This window comes from Arthrobacter sp. 10N418 (assembly GCF_056394725.1).
The window spans coordinates 131,526-148,313 of record NZ_JBFTIK010000007.1; the positions used below are offsets into that span (position 1 = coordinate 131,526).

Consider the following 16,788-nt stretch of genomic DNA (forward strand, 5'->3'; position numbering starts at 1 on the left):
GGGGCTAGACTCGGAGCCATGCCAACACCGACCAGCGCCGCAGACCACATCCATGACCTCGGCGCGTATGTCACTGCGTCGCCGTCGAGCTTCCACGCAGTGCACGAGGCGGCCCGGCGGCTGGACGAGGCGGGTTTCACCGGCCTGGACGAGCTGCAGGCGTGGGACGGGACCGCGGGCAGCGCCGCGGCGGCCGGCAAGCACTATGTCATCCGCGACGGCGCCCTCATCGCCTGGGTCACGCCGGCGGAGGCCGGGCCCACCACCGCCTTCAACATCCTGGGCGCCCACACGGACTCGCCGTCGTTCAAACTTAAGCCGAAGCCGACGACCGGCAAGTTCGGCTGGCTCCAGGCCGGCGTCGAGGTCTACGGCGGACCCCTGCTGAACTCGTGGCTGGACCGCGAACTCCAGCTGGCCGGGCGCCTGGTGATGCTCGACGGTACGCAACACCTGACCGCCACGGGTCCGCTGCTGCGGTTCCCCCAGCTCGCAATCCACCTGGACCGGGCCGTGAACGAGGGACTGGCTCTGGACAAACAACAGCACATGAACCCGGTCTTCGGGCTCGGCGACCCGGCCGGGGCCGACCTGCTGGGCCTGCTCGCCGGGCACGTCCGGGGCGCGGACGTGGATCCCGCGCAGATCGGCGGCTATGACATCGTCATCGCGGACACCCAGGCTCCCGGGGTCTTCGGCGCCAAGGGCGAGTTTTTCGCCTCGGGCCGGCTGGACAACCTTTCCGCCACACACGCCGGGCTGACGGCGCTGATCGCCCACGCCTCAAGGCCGCTGCCCGACGGCGCCCCGATCGCGGTGCTGGCAGCCTTCGACCACGAGGAAATCGGCTCGGGTTCCCGTTCAGGTGCCTGCGGACCGATGCTTGAGGATGTCCTCGTGCGCATCTCGGACGGGCTGGGGGCCTCGGCGAGCCAGCGGCGGCAGGCCTTCGCGGCGTCGTTCTGCGTCTCCGCCGACGCCGGCCACGCCGTGCACCCCAACTACGCCGAGCGGCATGACCCGGCCAACCGTCCGGCACTGAACGGCGGCCCGCTGCTGAAGATCAACGCAAACCAGCGCTACGCAACCGACGCTCCAGGCGCGGCCCTCTGGGCGCGTCTGTGCTCCGCTGCCGGCATCCCGTACCAGGAATTCGTGTCCAACAATGTGATGCCCTGCGGCTCCACCATCGGCCCGCTGACGGCCACCCGGCTGGGCATCAGGACGGTCGACGTCGGCGTGCCCCTGTTGTCCATGCACTCAGCCCGCGAACTGTGCGGGGTGGAGGACCCCCACCGGCTGGCCACGGTGGCGGAGCACTTCTTCCGGACAGCGGCGTAGGCGCGGCGCGAGCCCTAGGCGGTCAGTCCAATCACGAGGTTGATGGTTGCGGCCAGGATGACTGTGCCGAAGACGTAGGACAGCAGGCTGTGCTTAAGTGCCTCCGCACGGATGCCATGGTTTTTCAGGGCGGTGTCCGAGACCTGGTACGTCATTCCGAGACTCGTGGCCAGATAGGCGAAGTCGGTGTACTGCGGCGGCCGGGTCTGGTTGAAGTCGATGCCGCCGACCTCGGCGCCGGCCTTCGGGCCGGTGCTGTAGTAGAGCTGGGCGTAGCGGAGCGTGAAGAGGGTCTGGACCAGCATCCACGACAGGGCCACCGAGGCCAGCGCCAGCAGCCCGCCGCCGAGCCGGGACGCGCCGTCGGTATTGCTGTGGGAGTCGACGACGACGGCCGCCACCGCGGCCAGGCTGGCGACGTTAGCGCCCAGGATCAGCAGGTCAGTGGTGCTGCGGGACGGGTCCTCGGCAGTGGCGTGGGACCGGGTCGCCGGGGGTTCCAGCCGCCCGATCACCAGCCAGACCCAGACCATGTACGTCAAGGCGGCGCTGCTCCAGCCAATCGCCGGAGCCTGCACCAAGTGACCGCTCAGGGCCGCCGCCGTTGCTGCCAGCACCCCTGCGAGCAGCATCACGGCAAAACGCAGGCGGCTCCGCCGGGTGCGGACGGTGCCAAGGCGCGGTGATCCGGAGTTCATTCCCCGATCATGGCACAGAGCGGGCCCGTGTCCCGCGCACCGGACATCCGTGCTCCGGACACGCCGGTCCGGGTTATCCACATGGAGGCCTGCGCAGCTTCCCGCCCGTCGGCGGCGGCGCCTACCGTGGACAGGCACGGAATCGCCGAAATGGGCCCGGATGCACTAGGATATTGAAGTCTGTGCTGCGCCCTGTCCCCGTTCCGGTGGCCGGGCAACGCGCGGCACCGCAAATGAACCTCCTGTTACGGAAATGCCGTAACCGCTTAGCCCAAAGGAGGTGGGTTCACATATGCGTCCTTATGAATTGATGGTAATCATCGACCCCGAGGTCGAAGAGCGTACCGTTGAGCCAACGCTTCAGAAGTTCCTGAGTGTCATCACCAACGATGGTGGAACCATCGAAAAGGTTGACATCTGGGGCCGTCGTCGCCTGGCTTACGAAATCCAGAAGAAGTCTGAAGGTATCTACGCCGTGGTGAACTTCACCGCTGAGCCGGCTACCGCCAAGGAACTTGACCGCCAGCTGAGTCTCAATGAGACCATCATGCGCACCAAGATCACCCGCCCCGAAGTACAGAAAGTTGTTGCTGAGTAATTTCAGCTTCGATTTTCACTCTTCATCCCCGCAGGAACGAACAAGGAGGCAGTAGATGGCAGGCGAAACCACTATTACGGTCATCGGTAATCTCACCAATGACCCCGAACTGAGGTTCACACCGTCAGGTTCGGCAGTAGCGAATTTCACCATCGCTTCTACGCCCCGCACCTTCGACCGCCAGTCCAACGAGTGGAAGGATGGGGAAACCCTGTTCCTCCGCGCGTCGGTATGGCGGGAAGCAGCCGAGAACGTCGCCGAGTCCCTGACAAAGGGCATGCGCGTGATCGTTTCCGGTCGCCTGAAGAGCCGTACCTACGAAACAAAAGAAGGCGAGAAGCGCACCGTTATCGAGCTCGAGGTCGATGAAATCGGCCCGAGCCTGCGCTACGCCAATGCCAAGGTCAACCGCACCCAGCGCTCCGGCGGTGGGGGTGCCGGCAGCGGCGCCCAGGGCGGCTTCGGCGGCGGCAACAGCGGTGGCGGCTTCGGTGGCGGCTCTGGTGGAAACCAGGGCGGCAACTCCGGTGGAACCTGGGGCGGCAACCAGCCCGCACAGCAGGATGACCCCTGGGCCACGCCCGGTGTCAGCAATGCAGGTGGCGGCTGGGGCAACGGCCCGGACTCCGAACCTCCCTTCTAAACAACATCTAAGGTTCGATTGACGGAACCGCCGGGACGCTGCAAGGCGGACGGGTGCAGACCGACGTCGGATCACCACCATCCCGTGGATCAATATCCACGGGCTCCATCGAATAGGAGCTCCACGATGGCTAAGGCTGAACTCCGTAAGCCCAAACCAAAGTCCAACCCCTTGAAGGCCGCTGACATCACTGTCATCGACTACAAGGACGTAGCATTGCTGCGCAAGTTCATCTCCGACCGCGGAAAGATCCGCGCCCGTCGCGTCACTGGCGTCACGGTGCAGGAACAGCGCAAGATCGCCCAGGCAATCAAGAACGCCCGCGAAGTTGCTCTGCTGCCTTACTCCGGCGCTGGCCGCGGCTAAGGAAGGGATTAACTAACATGGCAAAGCTCATTCTGACCCACGAAGTAACCGGTCTCGGTGCTGCTGGCGACGTTATCGAGGTCAAGGACGGTTACGCACGTAACTACCTGCTGCCCCGCAATTTCGCCCTGACCTGGTCCAAGGGCGGCGAGAAGCAGGTTGAGTCCATCAAGGCTGCCCGCGTTGCCCGCGAGCACGCTTCCTTGGAAGACGCTCAGAAGCAGGCCGCTGCACTCTCCGCCAAGCCGGTCAAGCTCGTCGTCAAGGCTGGCGAGACCGGACGCCTGTTCGGCACCGTCAAGCAGGCCGACGTGGCCGACGCAGTTGAGGCCGCTGGCCTTGGCCGCATCGACAAGCGCAAGGTTGAACTGCCGGCACACATCAAGTCGGTCGGTTCCTACCAGGCCAACGTCCGTCTTCACGACGACGTTGCCGCAGTGATCGAACTCGACGTAGTCGCAGGCAAGTAGCCCTTACCGGCTGCGCAGTCCTGAACTGCTCGAGGGCCCCCGCCTTCGGATTCCTTTCAAGGAACCGGAGATGGGGGCCCTCTGCGTTAAGACCGCTGTCCTGTGTTTGTCATTCGAGCCGTTTGGGGACAATTTAAGGACCGGACGTGATAGCACAACGGGCGGGGGAAGCGGCGGGAATGCGGCGGGAATAAAGGACGCCGGTCCCCGCTTCTACAGGTAGATGCAAATGCATGTATTACTGTTAGATATGCCTGACACTAGGAGCACTCCGTGGAATCCCGCCGCATCACCGTCCTCTCCGCCGGACTCGGCGTCCCGTCGTCGAGCCGCCTGCTGGCGGACCAGCTGGCAGCCTCTGCCGAACGCCAGCTCGCGGCAGCCGGCTACGCCGTGACGATCGACGTCGTGGAACTGCGGGACCTCGCAGTGGACATTGCCAACAACTTCGTGGCCGGCTACGCCGCCCCGCGGCTGGCGGAAGTGATCGCCGGCGTGGACGCCTCGGACGGCATCATTGCGGTCAGCCCCGTGTTCAGCGCCTCCTACAGCGGTCTGTTCAAGTCGTTCATCGATGTCCTGGACCCTAAGTCCCTGGAAGGCAAGGCTGTGCTGCTGGGAGCGACAGCCGGCACGGACCGTCATCAGATGGTGCTGGACTTCGCCATGCGGCCCCTGTTCACCTACCTGCGCACCCGCATCGCGGCCACCGCGGTCTTTGCCGGCGCCCAGGACTGGGGAAACAACGACGGCGGCGGCTCGCCGCTCTCGGTGAGGATCGACCGCGCGTCGGGGGAGTTCGTCCGCCTGCTGCAGGACGCACAGCCGCAGCAGAAGACGGCGGCGTTGGAGTCGCTGCCCTTCGAACAGCTGCTCGCCGGGATATCGGGCGGGCAGTAGCCCGGGCCTGTCGTCGGGGATACCGACATGAACTGCCCTAGTCGTCGAGCAGCGCGATGAATTCCCTGGCCTGCTTAATGGAGATATCCGAGTGGCGGGTGAGCGCTGTTGCGGCCGCCTCGGTGTCGCCGCTCTTGGCGAGGGTGCGGATCCGGCCGTAGATCTCGTCGTTGAGCATGTTGCTGCTCACTTCCCGGGTGACATCCCCCTTGCTGGCGATCGCGCGGTAGCGGTAGGGGAAACGCTGCGGGGTGTCGTCGTCGTCGCTCGTGTCGGGCTCGGGGGCCTCCGGTGTGCGGAAGGTCTGCGGGTGCGCTGCGAGGGCGCCGACGGCGTCGCGGGAGGCGCGCAGGCCCTCCCCGGTGGCCTCGAAGTAGAGCTTGATGGCGGCCATGGCCTGTCCCTGGGCGATCAACGCGTACAGGCGGCGGTGCTGCTCCTGGTTCAGTTTGGCCGCCGCGGTGCGGGCGAGCTCGCCGGGGTCCCGCCCCGGTTCCGGCATGGCTTCGGTCCGTGGCCGGTCGCGACGGCGGCCCCAGGCCCTGGCCGCCATCAGCACACCGGCGGCGACGAGTGCCAGGATCAGGATGGGAATGAGCAGGGATTCCATGTACTACAGCCGATCTACGTAATTCTTGGCGGTCAAAAGATCTGAACGGGTTGCCTGGCGCAGCAGCCTGATGGCCTGGAGTTTCTTGCCGCTCCGCGCCAGCGACTGAAGTTGGAGGGCGAACTGGGGGTTCAGCGTCCCGCCGGGCAATACCGCGCCCTGGTAGCCGGGCTGCCCTGCAGCAGGCGAGGAGGCGCCCTGGGCCCGCAGGGCCGCACGGGCATGATCCGCTTGCTGTGACTGCTGTTGTTCGTTCTGGCTGGGCCGTGTGGCCGCATCGACGCGGGCCCGCGCTGCCGTTGCGGCCTGGACCTGTGCTGCGTAGTGGGCCTGGGACCGCACAGCCAGTTCCTGTTGATACCGCTCAGCGTCCGAGATGCCAAAATCCCGTGGCTTGAGTGCCGTGGCGAACCCCCACAGAACTGCCGTCAGAACGAGGGCAGGAAAGATGACCAGCAGTACATCGCCCATGACTAGAGCTTATGCCCGATAGCAGTTATCCACAGCATGTTCCGATGATGCCATACAGCGGTACACGCCAGTAGTCAATATTGCCCGCCGCCCGTGATGACGGTCATAAAATGCGGCAATTTCGCAGAAGATGTGGCCGCGATCCGCGCCGGTATCCCCAGCTTCGCGCCAGAGGCTGTGGATGAACGTCTGCCAAAATAGTTTTGTGTCCACAAGGTCGATCGTGTGTATCCGCAGGTCAACCGCGGATTTCGCGGTGAATTATTTTTCTATCCACAGGTGTTCCCACAGGCTGTGCACAAGCAGCACGCACTAGTGCACAGGTTATCCACAAGGGGGCGCGCCGACCGGGTTGGTGTCAGCGGACTCGGGGGATAGCGTAGCTGGGTATCGAGCTCCGGATACGGAAATGCGCTCGTAGCTGCACGATGATTTCACACAGCGCGGCCGGATCCTGTCGGTGCCGGCTGATAGTAATTAGGCGGACGGTGGGCCTGGTTTGACGCTAATGGCCACCAAGGCACATGGCTTACGCGCTGCGGCGAAGAGTGATCCGCCGCGGCACACAATGGAGGACGGCAGTTTTGTCAGTTACGCATCTGGACTCGATCGAGGGCACGCGGGGATCCGAAGGCAGCCGCAAGCCGCCGCAGGACATCCCCGCCGAGCAGTCTGTGCTGGGCGGCATGATGCTCTCCAAGGACGCCATCGCCGATGTCGTCGAAATCCTCCGCGGCCAGGACTTCTACCGGCCGGCCCATGAGACCATCTACGAGGCCATCATCGACCTCTACGGCCGCGGCGAGCCGGCCGACGCCGTAACCGTCTCGGATGAACTGACCAAGCGCGGTGAAATCAACAGGATCGGCGGCCCCGCCTACCTGCACGAGCTCATCCAGACCGTCCCCACCGCTGCCAACGCCGGGTACTACGCCGAAATTGTCGCAGAGCGTGCGATCCTGCGCCGCCTCGTCAACGCCGGCACCAAAATCGTCCAGCTCGGCTACGGACAGGACGGCGAGGTCGAGGACCTGGTCAACCAGGCCCAGGCCGAGGTCTACGCCGTAGCAGAACGCCGCACCGCTGAAGACTACGTGGTCCTCAAGGACGTCATGGAGGCCACAGTGGACGAGATCGAAGCATCCGGCCACCGCGGCGAGGGCATGGTGGGCGTCCCTACGGGCTTCTACGAGCTCGACGAGCTGACGCACGGCCTGCATCCGGGGCAGATGATCGTCATTGCCGCCCGTCCCGCCGTCGGAAAGTCCACGTTCGCGCTCGACTTCGCCCGCTCCGCCGCGATCAAGAACAACCTCGCCACCGTCATGTTCTCGCTGGAAATGGGCCGGAACGAGATCGCGATGCGCCTGCTGTCCGCAGAGGCCACGATCGGCCTCCAGGATCTGCGCAAGGGCACCATCAAGGACGAGCAGTGGTCGAAAATCGCCACGACGATGGGCCGCATGAATGATGCCCCGCTGTTCATCGACGACAGCCCCAACATGTCCCTGATGGAAATCCGGGCCAAGTGCCGCCGCCTGAAGCAGCAGCACGACCTCAAACTGGTGATCCTTGACTACCTGCAGCTGATGAGCTCGGGTAAGAAAGTCGAGTCACGGCAGCAGGAAGTCTCCGAATTCTCCCGTGCGCTGAAGCTGCTGGCCAAGGAACTCCAGGTGCCCGTCATTGCGCTCTCGCAGCTGAACCGTGGTTCGGAACAGCGCCAGGACAAGCGGCCCATGGTCTCGGACCTCCGCGAATCCGGTTCCATCGAGCAGGACGCCGACATGGTGATCCTGCTGCACCGTGAGGACGTCTATGACAAAGAATCGCCCCGTGCCGGTGAGGCCGACATCCTGATCGCCAAGCACCGCAACGGCCCGACAAAGGACATTGTGGTGGCTTTCCAGGGCCATTACTCGCGGTTTGCCAACATGGCAGCCGACGCCGGTGGCGGCGGCTTCTAGCCGATCCCCGGTAGCGAACCAGGCTGGTGTCTGCCCGCCGCCAGCAGGTGGGTGGGCAATCTGTTCCCTGGCGCCCGGCCGCGGATTTCCAGCAGCTCGCGGGCGTGGGCATGCAGCCGCTTGTCCTCCTCCGATACCGGAACCCATTGCGGGATCGGGATCGAGTTGCCGCCCGCATCGCGGGCCACCATCACGGTCAGGCAGTACGTGGTGAGGTCAAGTTGGCGACCCTTTGGATCGCCTGATCGGACGTGGACGGCGATGTGCATGCCCTTGGTGCCGGTGTAGACCAGCCGCGCCTCGACCTCCACCACATGGCCGATCAGCAGCGGCCGGTAGAACCGGACGCCGCCGGAAAAGACGGCCACCGTGTCCCTCCCGCAATAGCGCGAGGCGCACACGTAGGCGGCCTCGTCGATCCATTTCATGACAATTCCGCCGTGGACCTTTCCACCCCAGTTGACGTCCGTCGGGGCGGCCATGAACCGCAGGACCACGCGCTCGGCGGTGCCGGCGCCGGTATATTCCTGGCTGCTCATGGCCTTGACGATGTCCTCGCGGACCTTGATCCGCGCCAGCGCATGGTCCCGCTGCTCGATCTCCCCGGCAGTGGTCGGTTCAAACTGCGGCACCGGAATGGGCCTGCCGTCCTCAGCTACTGCCACGAAGATCACCATGCATTGGCTGCGCATGGTGGCCGGGCCTCCCTTCGGATCGCTGGAGGAGACCACGGTGCGGATATGCATCGATGAGCGACCTGTGTAGACGATCGTTGCCGTGACCTCGACCATGTCGCCGCTGTTGACCGGATCGGCAAAGTGGATGTTCCCTACGTACGCGGTGACGCAATAGGACTTGGCCCAGCCGACAGCCGCGGCATAGGCGGCCTTGTCCACCCACTCCAGCACTGTGCCGGCATCGACCGACCCGCTGTGGCCGACGTCGGTGGGGGCCGCCAGGAAGCGCAGGGTCACGGAATTGGCGGAGGTCTCACTCATGCTGTGAGTTTACTGACACGCCGCGCGCGGCGTGGCGGGGAAGGACACAAACGCCGCCCCGGCCGCCATATGCGGTCCGGGACGGCGTCCGGGTCAGCAGAGTCGCTGAAGCCGGCGGCTAGGCAAGGATCCTGAGCTTGGAAGTGGCGCGGCCGAAGAGCGCGCGGTCTGCGGACAACGTTCCGGCGCCGACGAGTGCAACGGCCAGGGCTGCGGCGGCCAGCAGCAGTACGAGTTCGTAGCCTCCGGTTGCGACGAAGACGCCGGCGGAGGCGTGGACCAGGAACAAGGCCCCCAGCATGTCCGCGGCGAGAAGCACGGCGAAGACCCGGGTGAGCACACCCAGGATCAGCGCGAGCCCGCCGAGCAGTTCGAGCGTGGCGATGACCGGCGCCGCCACTTGGGCGGCCGGAACGCCCATCTGTGAGAACGCGGCCTGGGTTCCGGCGATGGTGAATTCGTTGAATTTCTGCCAGCCGTGGGCAGCGAACAGGAATCCGGTGATCACGCGCAGGATGGTGCGCGCCGAGGTGGTGAGTGCGGGCTGATTCATGTGATGTGCCGTCCAGGAGTCGGGGTACTGCCGGGGCAGGGCCCCGGAAGGAAACAAGTTGTAGGTTCAACTACGAGTTTTCCGTCATTTAGTTGAATAGTCAACTAAATGACGTTGGGTTGTGTGCCGGTGCAGCGCTGCCCGGCCCGTTAGGGTTGGTCCGTGCACGCATCTTCTCCGCCCCCAGTGACGTTGCCTGCCTTCGCCGGCCACAGGCGGCAAATCCTGCGCCTCGCCGTGCCGGCCCTGGGCGCCCTGATCGCGGAGCCGCTGTTCCTGCTCGCCGATTCGGCGATCGTCGGACATCTCGGAGTAGCCCAGCTGGCCGGCGTCGGACTCGCGTCCGCGGTGCTTCACACGGCGGTGGGGCTCATGGTGTTCCTTGCCTATTCCACAACGCCGGCCGTCGCCCGGGCCATCGGCACCGGCCAGCTCCCCAAAGCCCTCGCGGCCGGGCGCGACGGCGTCTGGCTGGCCCTCCTGTTGGGAACCGTCCTGGCCGTGGCCGGGTTCCTCGCCGCGGAGCCGCTCCTGGACCTGATGGGAGCGCGCGGCACGGTGCGGGTCTACGCCGTGGATTACCTGCGCTGGTCCATGCCCGGGCTGGTGGCAATGCTGCTCATCTTCGCCGGGACCGGCGTGCTGCGGGGACTCCAGGACACCCGGACCCCCCTGGCCGTTGCTGCTGCCGGTTTCACGCTGAACATCGTGCTGAACCTGGTTCTGGTCTACGGATTCCACTGGTCCGTTACCGGGTCCGCCGGCGGCACCAGCATCGCCCAGTGGGCCATGGCGCTCGTCTATGTCGTGATGGTCCAGCGCAACGCCCGGCGCCACAACGTTTCCCTGCTGCCGGATTGGAGCGGCATCCGCGCCATGACGAAGGTCGGTTCATGGCTGATGCTGCGGACGCTCAGCCTGCGCATTGCGATCCTCGCCACGGTCGCCGTCGTCACCGCCCAGGGGCCCGTCAACCTGGCCGCCCACCAGCTCGCCATGACCATCTTCACGTTCCTCGCGTTCGCCTTGGATGCCCTCGCGGTGGCCGCCCAGGCGCTGATCGGTAAGGAGTTGGGCGCCGCCCATCCGGACATGGCCCGGGCGCTGACGCGCACCATGATCCGTTGGGGCGTCGGCTTTGGGGCCCTCGCCGGACTCCTTCTGGCACTGGCGGCCCCGTGGGTCGGGCCGGTGTTCACTTCCGACGCCGGGGTCGGGTCTGCGCTGACGCTCGCACTCTGGGTCCTCGCCGCCGGCCAGCCGATCGCCGGATATGTCTTCGTCCTCGATGGCGTCCTGATCGGCGCCGGCGATGCGCGCTACCTGGCCATCGCCGGGGTCGTCAACCTGGCCGTCTACCTGCCGCTGCTGCTGGCTGTCCGCCTCTCCGGCGCCGAGGGAGGCGCGGGGCTGCTGTGGCTGTGGGCGGCATTCTCGCTCGGTTACATGCTGGCCAGGGCGCTCACACTGGGCCTCCGGGCCCGAACAGACCGGTGGATGGTGCTTGGTTCCCATTGACCGGGGCGCGTGCTGGAGTCGGATCCGCTGGCTTCGGGTGCCGACGGGCGGCCCGCACCGGATCCGCCGCACACTAAACTGGACGGGTGACTCTTCCCGCAGCCCCTGACGCGTCCCCTGTCCTGCCCGCCGCGACGGACCTCTGGAAGCCCGTGCTTGTCCGCGCCACCGTTGCGCTGGTATTCGGTGCCGTGACGGTGTTCTGGGCCGCTCCCTCCGAGGCGGGAATGGGCTGGTCCGGCGGACTCTACCTGCTGGCCACCGGCGTGGTGCTGATCTGGAGCCTCAAAAAGGCCGGACTCCACCCCGGGGCGTTCCCGGGCCGGGCCCTCGCCGCCGGCGGTGCCGTTCTGGCGGGAGCCGGCGCGGCAGCGGCTTTGATCCCCGGCGCCCTTGTCTTCGGAACCATAGGGGCCGTGGGTTTGGGCGTTGCGGGCGCGGCCGAGGTCTGTGCGGGCATCGCCGGCCGCGGCCGTTCCGTGCTGGCGCGTGACTGGATCTACTCCGGCGTGATCGGACTCGGCACTGCGATAGCGCTGCCGTTCTTCATCGGCCTGAGGGCGCACGCGCTCCTGGGCGTCATGGGCGGCGGCGCCATCATCGGCGGCGTGCTGTGGATGCTCGCCGGACTGACCCTGCGGCACGATGGGCGGGGCGAATCCGTGGAGGCCGTAAACTAGTACCGACAGGTTCTACCCTGCGTAGAACAATTGCGGCATCATTACTGCCACGCCTGCCGGGCGCTGGCTGCAGGAGGAATGTACCTTGGCACAGCAGAAATCCGGAGAACCGCGCAGCCTGCGGACCTCGGTCAAGGGACCGCTCATGTTCTCCGCGTTCTGGGCAGTGCTCGCCTTTTTCGGCGTCCTGATCTTCGCCTCGGGCGGCAGCTCACGCTCGCCCCGGTTCGACCTCGCCTTCACCGGCGCTGGTATCGCATTCATCGTGACGCTCGTAATCGCCGCCATGCTCTCGATGAGCTACAAGGACAACGCCGAGCACCTGGGCAAGGGATCCGGGGTCAACCTGAGCTCCAAGCGCCCGTCTTCCGGTCACGGCGGCTACTCCGCGCAGCGCGGCACCGGAGCTGACGGCGCCCCTGACGGGACTCCCGACGACGCGCGCTAGTCCGGCCTGTCCGCCGCCGGGGCCTGCCGCCGCCGGTAGCCGCCGCTAGTAGCGTGCGTCGTTACGAAGCGGCTTTCCGGGCCCGGTAGGCGGCTACATGTGCGCGGTTGGCGCAGTTGCCGATGTCGCAGTACCGCTTCGAGCGGTTGCGGCTGAGGTCCAGCACGACGGCGTCGCAGTCGTCGGCTGCGCACACCAGCAGGCGGTCCATCTCCTTGCTGCGGATGACGTCGACGAGAGCCATTGCCGCCTCGGTGCTCATCCTGTCCGCCAGCGGAGCCTCCGGCGTGGTGGCATGCAGATGCCAGTCCCACTCGTCATGCTTGACCAGCTGGGGGAGCGCGCGGGCGTCCCTGAGCAGCCGGTTGACGGTCTCCACGGCACTGTTCTCATCGGCGAGCCAGAGCCTGGCGAGCTGTTCCCGGAGCCGGTGCACGCTGGCCAGTTCGTCCACATCCCGCGCCCGCCAGCCCGAGAATCCCTCGGCCGCAAGAAAACGGTCCAGGTCGTCCACCGTGGCCAGATGCTCTTCACCGTTGGCCGCGGTGTTGATCAGGTTCACCACCGAACGCAAGGCAATTTCCGTGTCAGGGGCAAAAACCATCTTGACTCCTTACCTTGCCCGGGCGTACTGTCATGACCATAAACCCACTTTACTCCTGACAGGAGGCAGCCCGTGTCTGCCGCACGCCACCACACCGAAGCCCAGGTTGCTGATCTTGCCGCAAGGCCGGGCGCCACGCAGGTCCAGGCCGCGTCCGGCTTCATGGCTTCCGGTCTGGGTGTCGCCCTGTTTTCCTCTGCCGTGTTCGGGCTGTCCGGCTCGTTTGCCAAGGCACTTCTGGAGTCCGGCTGGACCCCCGGCGCCGCGGTGACCGCCCGCCTGACCGGCGCTGCACTCATCCTGGCGGTCCCGGCCGTCCGGGCACTGCGAGGGCGTTGGCACCAGCTCAAGGACAACCGGCTGACCATCGTCCTCTTCGGCCTTGTTGGCGTCGCGGCCTGCCAGCTGTTCTACTTCAACGCTGTGTCCCGGCTATCGGTCGGCGTCGCACTCCTGCTGGAGTACCTTGCGCCCGTTCTGATCGTGCTCTGGCTCTGGGCGGCGAGCAGGAAACGGCCCAGGCCGCTCACCATCGCGGGCACCCTCCTGTCCCTGGGCGGGCTGGTCCTGGTCCTGGACCTCACAGGTGCCGTGACGATCGACCTGATCGGCGTGTTGTGGGGGATCGCTGCTGCGGTGTGTCTCGCCGTCTATTTCTTCATCACAGCGAGGCAAAATGACACGCTCCCGCCGATGGTCCTGGCATCCGGAGGCCTGATGGTCGGCGCCGTCGTCATGTGGCTCGCGGCTGCCACCGGGCTGCTGCCGATGGCGTTCAGCGCGGCCGATACCAGGCTGGGCCCGTGGGTGGCGCCCTGGTGGGTGGCGCTGGGCGGGCTCGTTGTCCTTGCCACTGTCGTTGCCTATGTCTCCGGCATTGTGGCGGCGCGGGCCTTGGGATCGAAGGTGGCGTCGTTCGTGTCGCTGACGGAAGTGCTCTTTGCCGTCCTCTGGGCCTGGATCCTGCTCGGCGAACTGCCGGGACCCATCCAGCTTGTGGGCGGGCTCCTGATTGTCGGCGGGGTGGTGCTGGTCCGCGTGGATGAACTGCGCACGGCGGTTGTGCCGGCTTCGCTGGATCACGCGAACGACGTCGAACCCGTGCCTTAACGGCTTACACAGGAACGGCCCGGACGCTGCTGCGTCCGGGCCGGTCCTGAGAATGTGCGGGGGCGCTCAGCGGGAGGCGCTTTCCTGTTCGGTGGCATTGCGGCCGGCCAGCCGGCTGGCCTCCTGCAGCGCCTGGGAGACCTTCGCCAGCGCCGCGACGTGCTGGCCGTTCCACTCGCTGCGGAACTTATCCGCATCCGGGCCCCGCCATTCCGTGCCCGCAAGGACCTTGGTCAGCAGCGACTTCTGCTTGTCGATCTCCGACGAGCCCGCCTGGAGCTTGGTCCCCAAGGTCTTCAGCTGCGCAATGTCTGCACCCCAAATAGCCATTCGATAACTCCTTCAATGTCAACGGACCCGAACGAGGTCGGCATCCCCAGCGGCCTCCGGCGTCTCCGGAAGATCCATTGCCCCCAAGCTACCGTGCCCGGCAAAAAAGTGTCGATGGGCACCCCTGCCCATCCCGAAGATGCCGGACAGTCGACAAATGGAGAAGCGGTGGCTACTTGCCGAAACTGCGCAGCCGCAGCGAGTTAAGCACCACGAGCACGGAGCTGGCGGCCATCGCGGCGCCCGCGACCATCGGATTCAGCAGCCCCAGGGCGGCCACGGGGATGCCCACAGCGTTGTAGAAGAAGGCCCAGAACAGGTTCGTCTTGATGGTCGACAGGGTGCGGCGGGACAGTTCGATGGCCTGCGCCACCTGTCCGAGCTCATTGCCCATGACTGTCAGATCGGCTGCCTCGATGGCGACATCCGTGCCCGAGCCCATCGCGATCCCCAGATCGGCCTGGGCCAGCGCCGCGGCGTCGTTTACGCCGTCGCCGGCCATCGCCACAATGGCGCCAGCCGCCTGGAACTTCCGTACAGCCTCCACCTTGGCCTCCGGCAGCACGCCGGCGAAGACATCAACAGGTGCGATCCCGACGGCGGCGGCCACCCGGGCGGCCACTGCGGCGTTGTCTCCGGTGAGCAGGATCGGCCGGAGCCCAAGCCGGCGGAGGCGGCCAATCGCGGCCGCCGAGCCGGGCTTGAGCGTGTCCCGGAGGGTGATGATGCCCGCGGCTTCCCCGTCCACGGCAACCCAGATCGCTGTGGCCCCGGAGTCCTCTGCTGCGCGGAAGGCAGCCTGCTGCCCCGCGGACAGCGTGACGCCGTTCTCCTGCAGCCAGCCTGTGCGGCCCGCGGTGACGAGGTGTCCTTCCACGGTGCCCTGGACACCGCCGCCGGGGGCGGAGCGGAAGCCGGCGACGACGGGGAGGCGGCCGCCGTCGTCGGGCCGGCTTCCCGGGGACCGGGGCGCCGCCGTGATGGCGTGGGCGATCGGGTGCTCGGAGGCGGACTCCACGGCCCCGGCAAGCCGCAGGACCTCGTCCTGGCCGAACGTGCCGAACGCCTGCGTAGTGTCCACGGCGAGGTGGCCGGTGGTGACCGTGCCGGTCTTGTCCAGCAGGATAGTGTCCACCGTCCGCGTGTCTTCGAGGACCTGGGGGCCTTTGATCAGGATTCCCAGCTCGGCTCCCCGGCCGGTTCCGGTGAGGATCCCCACGGGAGTGGCCAGGCCCAGGGCGCAGGGGCAGGCGATGACCAGGACGGCAACGGCGGCCGTGAAGGCGGCGCGGAGTCCGGCGTCGGTGATGACCGGTCCGGCCGTGAGCAGCCATGCGCCGAAGGTGACCACGGAGATCGCCAGCACCACGGGCACGAAGACGGCGCTGATGCGGTCCGCGAGGCGCGCGATAGGGGCCTTTCCGGTCTGGGCTTGGGAGACGAGCCGGCCCATCTGGGCCAGGGTGGTCTCGGCGCCGACGCGCGTGGCGCGGACCAGGAGCCGGCCGGAGGTGTTGATGGTGGCGCCAATGACAGGGCTGTCCGGCCCGACTTCGACCGGCACGGATTCGCCGGTGACAAGGGAGGCGTCCACGGCCGACGCGCCTTCGATGACGACGCCGTCGGTGGCGATCTTCTCCCCTGGACGGACCACAAGCACGTCTCCCACCCCGAGCTGGGCCGCAGGGATCTTGTACTCGCCGCCGTCCCGGAGAACAGTGGCGTCCTTTGCGCCGAGATCCAGCAGTGCCTTGAGGGCGTTGCCGGCCTTCCGCTTGGCACTGGCCTCAAGATAGCGGCCCAGCAGCAAGAACGTGGTGACGACCGACGCGACCTCGAAGTAGAGGCCGCCGGCCCCCGGCTCCGTGCCTGCCATGCCCGGGTCGGCCGTCAGCATGGGCGAGGCGAGCAGTTGCCAGGCCGAGAAGACGAACGCCGCAGTCACGCCGATCGACACCAGGGTGTCCATGGTGGAGGCGAAATGCCGGGCGTTGACCGCCGCAGCCCGGTGGAACGGCCATGCCGCCCAGCTGACCACTGGGAACGCGAGGGCGCCCGCCGCCCAGCCCCAGTTGGCGAACTGGAAAGCCGGGAGCATCGAGATCAGGAATACGGGGACGGTCAGGACTGCGGCAACGATCAGCCGCGGGCGCAGCATGGCGGCTGTTCCCGTTGTGGAGGCGGCTGTACCAGCCGGACTTTCGGCAGGTCCGACCCTCGGCCCGGCGTATTTGGCCGGCCGGACCGTGGCCCTGTAACCGGCTGCGGCGACCGTTGCGGTGATCTGTTCGTCCGTGATCGCCGCGGGGACGGTGACGTGGGCCGACTCGAGGGGCAGGTTGACGGAGGCTTTGACACCGTCGAGCTTTCCGAGTTTCCGCTCGACCCGGCTGACGCAGGACGCGCACGTCATGCCCTCAATATCGAGTTCAATCACCCGGCTCCGGGCCTGGTCCAGCAGTTGCTCGTTGCTCATGGTTCCT

19 protein-coding genes are annotated in these 16,788 nt (G+C 66.6%); 11 read left to right on the forward strand and 8 right to left on the reverse strand.

Features of this window, described 5'->3' with window-relative positions:
* The first annotated feature begins 18 nt into the window (after nt 1-18).
* Nucleotides 19-1,341 carry a M18 family aminopeptidase gene (locus tag AC1DCZ_RS07735; protein WP_476974063.1) on the forward strand — a complete coding sequence of 441 codons (1,323 nt, stop codon included), beginning with the start codon at nt 19-21 and terminating at the stop codon, nt 1,339-1,341.
* A 14-nt stretch (nt 1,342-1,355) separates the two neighbouring features.
* Here the strand turns inward: AC1DCZ_RS07735 and AC1DCZ_RS07740 are convergent, their stop codons facing one another.
* Nucleotides 1,356-2,039, reverse strand: coding sequence for a DUF1345 domain-containing protein (locus AC1DCZ_RS07740; protein WP_476974064.1), 684 nt, complete (start codon nt 2,037-2,039; stop codon nt 1,356-1,358).
* 292 nt (nt 2,040-2,331) lie between these two features.
* Between AC1DCZ_RS07740 and rpsF the strand changes: the two genes are divergently transcribed.
* The 5 genes from rpsF (at nt 2,332) to AC1DCZ_RS07765 (ending at nt 5,016) form a co-directional block, all read left to right on the forward strand.
* On the forward strand, nt 2,332-2,637 hold the full coding sequence (gene rpsF, locus AC1DCZ_RS07745) for a 30S ribosomal protein S6 (RefSeq protein ID WP_232084085.1): 306 nt from the start codon (nt 2,332-2,334) through the stop codon (nt 2,635-2,637).
* A gap of 55 nt (nt 2,638-2,692) precedes the next feature.
* Complete coding sequence (locus tag AC1DCZ_RS07750; protein WP_476896852.1) at nt 2,693-3,280, forward strand: single-stranded DNA-binding protein; 588 nt, start codon at nt 2,693-2,695, stop codon at nt 3,278-3,280.
* A 126-nt stretch (nt 3,281-3,406) separates the two neighbouring features.
* Nucleotides 3,407-3,646 carry a 30S ribosomal protein S18 gene (gene rpsR / locus AC1DCZ_RS07755; RefSeq protein WP_003800144.1) on the forward strand — a complete coding sequence of 80 codons (240 nt, stop codon included), beginning with the start codon at nt 3,407-3,409 and terminating at the stop codon, nt 3,644-3,646.
* A gap of 17 nt (nt 3,647-3,663) precedes the next feature.
* Nucleotides 3,664-4,116, forward strand: a complete 453-nt coding sequence (gene rplI, locus AC1DCZ_RS07760; protein ID WP_476974065.1) for a 50S ribosomal protein L9 — start codon at nt 3,664-3,666, stop codon at nt 4,114-4,116.
* A gap of 273 nt (nt 4,117-4,389) precedes the next feature.
* The gene (locus AC1DCZ_RS07765) at nt 4,390-5,016 is read left to right on the forward strand and encodes an FMN reductase (RefSeq protein ID WP_476974066.1); all 627 of its coding nucleotides are present in this window, start codon (nt 4,390-4,392) and stop codon (nt 5,014-5,016) included.
* Between the two features lie 37 nt (nt 5,017-5,053).
* Here AC1DCZ_RS07765 and AC1DCZ_RS07770 read toward each other — a convergent pair whose 3' ends face one another.
* On the reverse strand, nt 5,054-5,626 hold the full coding sequence (locus tag AC1DCZ_RS07770) for a hypothetical protein (RefSeq protein WP_476974067.1): 573 nt from the start codon (nt 5,624-5,626) through the stop codon (nt 5,054-5,056).
* A gap of 3 nt (nt 5,627-5,629) precedes the next feature.
* Nucleotides 5,630-6,097 (reverse strand): hypothetical protein, encoded by a 468-nt coding sequence (locus AC1DCZ_RS07775; RefSeq protein WP_476974068.1) that lies wholly within the window; start codon nt 6,095-6,097, stop codon nt 5,630-5,632.
* A 584-nt stretch (nt 6,098-6,681) separates the two neighbouring features.
* Between AC1DCZ_RS07775 and dnaB the strand changes: the two genes are divergently transcribed.
* Nucleotides 6,682-8,064 (forward strand): replicative DNA helicase, encoded by a 1,383-nt coding sequence (dnaB, locus tag AC1DCZ_RS07780; RefSeq protein ID WP_476896847.1) that lies wholly within the window; start codon nt 6,682-6,684, stop codon nt 8,062-8,064.
* On the opposite strand, the gene AC1DCZ_RS07785 is transcribed toward dnaB, so the two are convergent.
* Nucleotides 8,061-9,062, reverse strand: coding sequence for an acyl-CoA thioesterase (locus AC1DCZ_RS07785; protein ID WP_476974069.1), 1,002 nt, complete (start codon nt 9,060-9,062; stop codon nt 8,061-8,063). The genes dnaB and AC1DCZ_RS07785 overlap by 4 nt on opposite strands.
* 118 nt (nt 9,063-9,180) lie before the next feature.
* Nucleotides 9,181-9,615, reverse strand: coding sequence for a DoxX family protein (locus AC1DCZ_RS07790; RefSeq protein ID WP_476974070.1), 435 nt, complete (start codon nt 9,613-9,615; stop codon nt 9,181-9,183).
* Between the two features lie 162 nt (nt 9,616-9,777).
* Between AC1DCZ_RS07790 and AC1DCZ_RS07795 the strand changes: the two genes are divergently transcribed.
* The 3 genes from AC1DCZ_RS07795 to AC1DCZ_RS07805 all read left to right on the forward strand — a co-directional run bounded on the left by AC1DCZ_RS07795 (nt 9,778) and on the right by AC1DCZ_RS07805 (nt 12,261).
* Complete coding sequence (locus AC1DCZ_RS07795) at nt 9,778-11,133, forward strand: MATE family efflux transporter (protein ID WP_476974071.1); 1,356 nt, start codon at nt 9,778-9,780, stop codon at nt 11,131-11,133.
* An 86-nt stretch (nt 11,134-11,219) separates the two neighbouring features.
* The gene (locus AC1DCZ_RS07800; RefSeq protein WP_476974072.1) at nt 11,220-11,813 is read left to right on the forward strand and encodes a hypothetical protein; all 594 of its coding nucleotides are present in this window, start codon (nt 11,220-11,222) and stop codon (nt 11,811-11,813) included.
* An 85-nt stretch (nt 11,814-11,898) separates the two neighbouring features.
* Nucleotides 11,899-12,261 (forward strand): hypothetical protein, encoded by a 363-nt coding sequence (locus AC1DCZ_RS07805; RefSeq protein WP_476896842.1) that lies wholly within the window; start codon nt 11,899-11,901, stop codon nt 12,259-12,261.
* A 61-nt stretch (nt 12,262-12,322) separates the two neighbouring features.
* Here the strand turns inward: AC1DCZ_RS07805 and AC1DCZ_RS07810 are convergent, their stop codons facing one another.
* On the reverse strand, nt 12,323-12,865 hold the full coding sequence (locus AC1DCZ_RS07810) for a CGNR zinc finger domain-containing protein (RefSeq protein ID WP_476974073.1): 543 nt from the start codon (nt 12,863-12,865) through the stop codon (nt 12,323-12,325).
* Between the two features lie 162 nt (nt 12,866-13,027).
* On the opposite strand from AC1DCZ_RS07810, the gene AC1DCZ_RS07815 reads away from it, so the two are divergent.
* Nucleotides 13,028-13,975 carry an EamA family transporter gene (locus tag AC1DCZ_RS07815; RefSeq protein WP_476974130.1) on the forward strand — a complete coding sequence of 316 codons (948 nt, stop codon included), beginning with the start codon at nt 13,028-13,030 and terminating at the stop codon, nt 13,973-13,975.
* A 66-nt stretch (nt 13,976-14,041) separates the two neighbouring features.
* On the opposite strand, the gene AC1DCZ_RS07820 is transcribed toward AC1DCZ_RS07815, so the two are convergent.
* Nucleotides 14,042-14,305: a hypothetical protein gene (locus AC1DCZ_RS07820; RefSeq protein ID WP_476897286.1), complete on the reverse strand. Its 264-nt coding sequence runs from the start codon at nt 14,303-14,305 to the stop codon at nt 14,042-14,044.
* A gap of 172 nt (nt 14,306-14,477) precedes the next feature.
* Nucleotides 14,478-16,781 carry a heavy metal translocating P-type ATPase gene (locus AC1DCZ_RS07825; protein ID WP_476974074.1) on the reverse strand — a complete coding sequence of 768 codons (2,304 nt, stop codon included), beginning with the start codon at nt 16,779-16,781 and terminating at the stop codon, nt 14,478-14,480.
* Nucleotides 16,782-16,788 lie beyond the last annotated feature (7 nt).

Coding starts and splice junctions, on each gene's coding strand:
- AC1DCZ_RS07825 (WP_476974074.1), bottom strand. CDS start 16,781: ATGAGCAACGAGCAACTGCTGGACCAGGCCCGGAGCCGGGTGATTGAA.
- AC1DCZ_RS07785 (WP_476974069.1), bottom strand. CDS start 9,062: ATGAGTGAGACCTCCGCCAATTCCGTGACCCTGCGCTTCCTGGCGGCC.
- rplI (WP_476974065.1), top strand. CDS start 3,664: ATGGCAAAGCTCATTCTGACCCACGAAGTAACCGGTCTCGGTGCTGCT.
- AC1DCZ_RS07740 (WP_476974064.1), bottom strand. CDS start 2,039: ATGAACTCCGGATCACCGCGCCTTGGCACCGTCCGCACCCGGCGGAGC.
- rpsF (WP_232084085.1), top strand. CDS start 2,332: ATGCGTCCTTATGAATTGATGGTAATCATCGACCCCGAGGTCGAAGAG.
- AC1DCZ_RS07820 (WP_476897286.1), bottom strand. CDS start 14,305: ATGGCTATTTGGGGTGCAGACATTGCGCAGCTGAAGACCTTGGGGACC.
- AC1DCZ_RS07810 (WP_476974073.1), bottom strand. CDS start 12,865: ATGGTTTTTGCCCCTGACACGGAAATTGCCTTGCGTTCGGTGGTGAAC.
- rpsR (WP_003800144.1), top strand. CDS start 3,407: ATGGCTAAGGCTGAACTCCGTAAGCCCAAACCAAAGTCCAACCCCTTG.
- AC1DCZ_RS07750 (WP_476896852.1), top strand. CDS start 2,693: ATGGCAGGCGAAACCACTATTACGGTCATCGGTAATCTCACCAATGAC.
- AC1DCZ_RS07815 (WP_476974130.1), top strand. CDS start 13,028: ATGGCTTCCGGTCTGGGTGTCGCCCTGTTTTCCTCTGCCGTGTTCGGG.
- AC1DCZ_RS07735 (WP_476974063.1), top strand. CDS start 19: ATGCCAACACCGACCAGCGCCGCAGACCACATCCATGACCTCGGCGCG.
- AC1DCZ_RS07790 (WP_476974070.1), bottom strand. CDS start 9,615: ATGAATCAGCCCGCACTCACCACCTCGGCGCGCACCATCCTGCGCGTG.
- AC1DCZ_RS07770 (WP_476974067.1), bottom strand. CDS start 5,626: ATGGAATCCCTGCTCATTCCCATCCTGATCCTGGCACTCGTCGCCGCC.
- AC1DCZ_RS07775 (WP_476974068.1), bottom strand. CDS start 6,097: ATGGGCGATGTACTGCTGGTCATCTTTCCTGCCCTCGTTCTGACGGCA.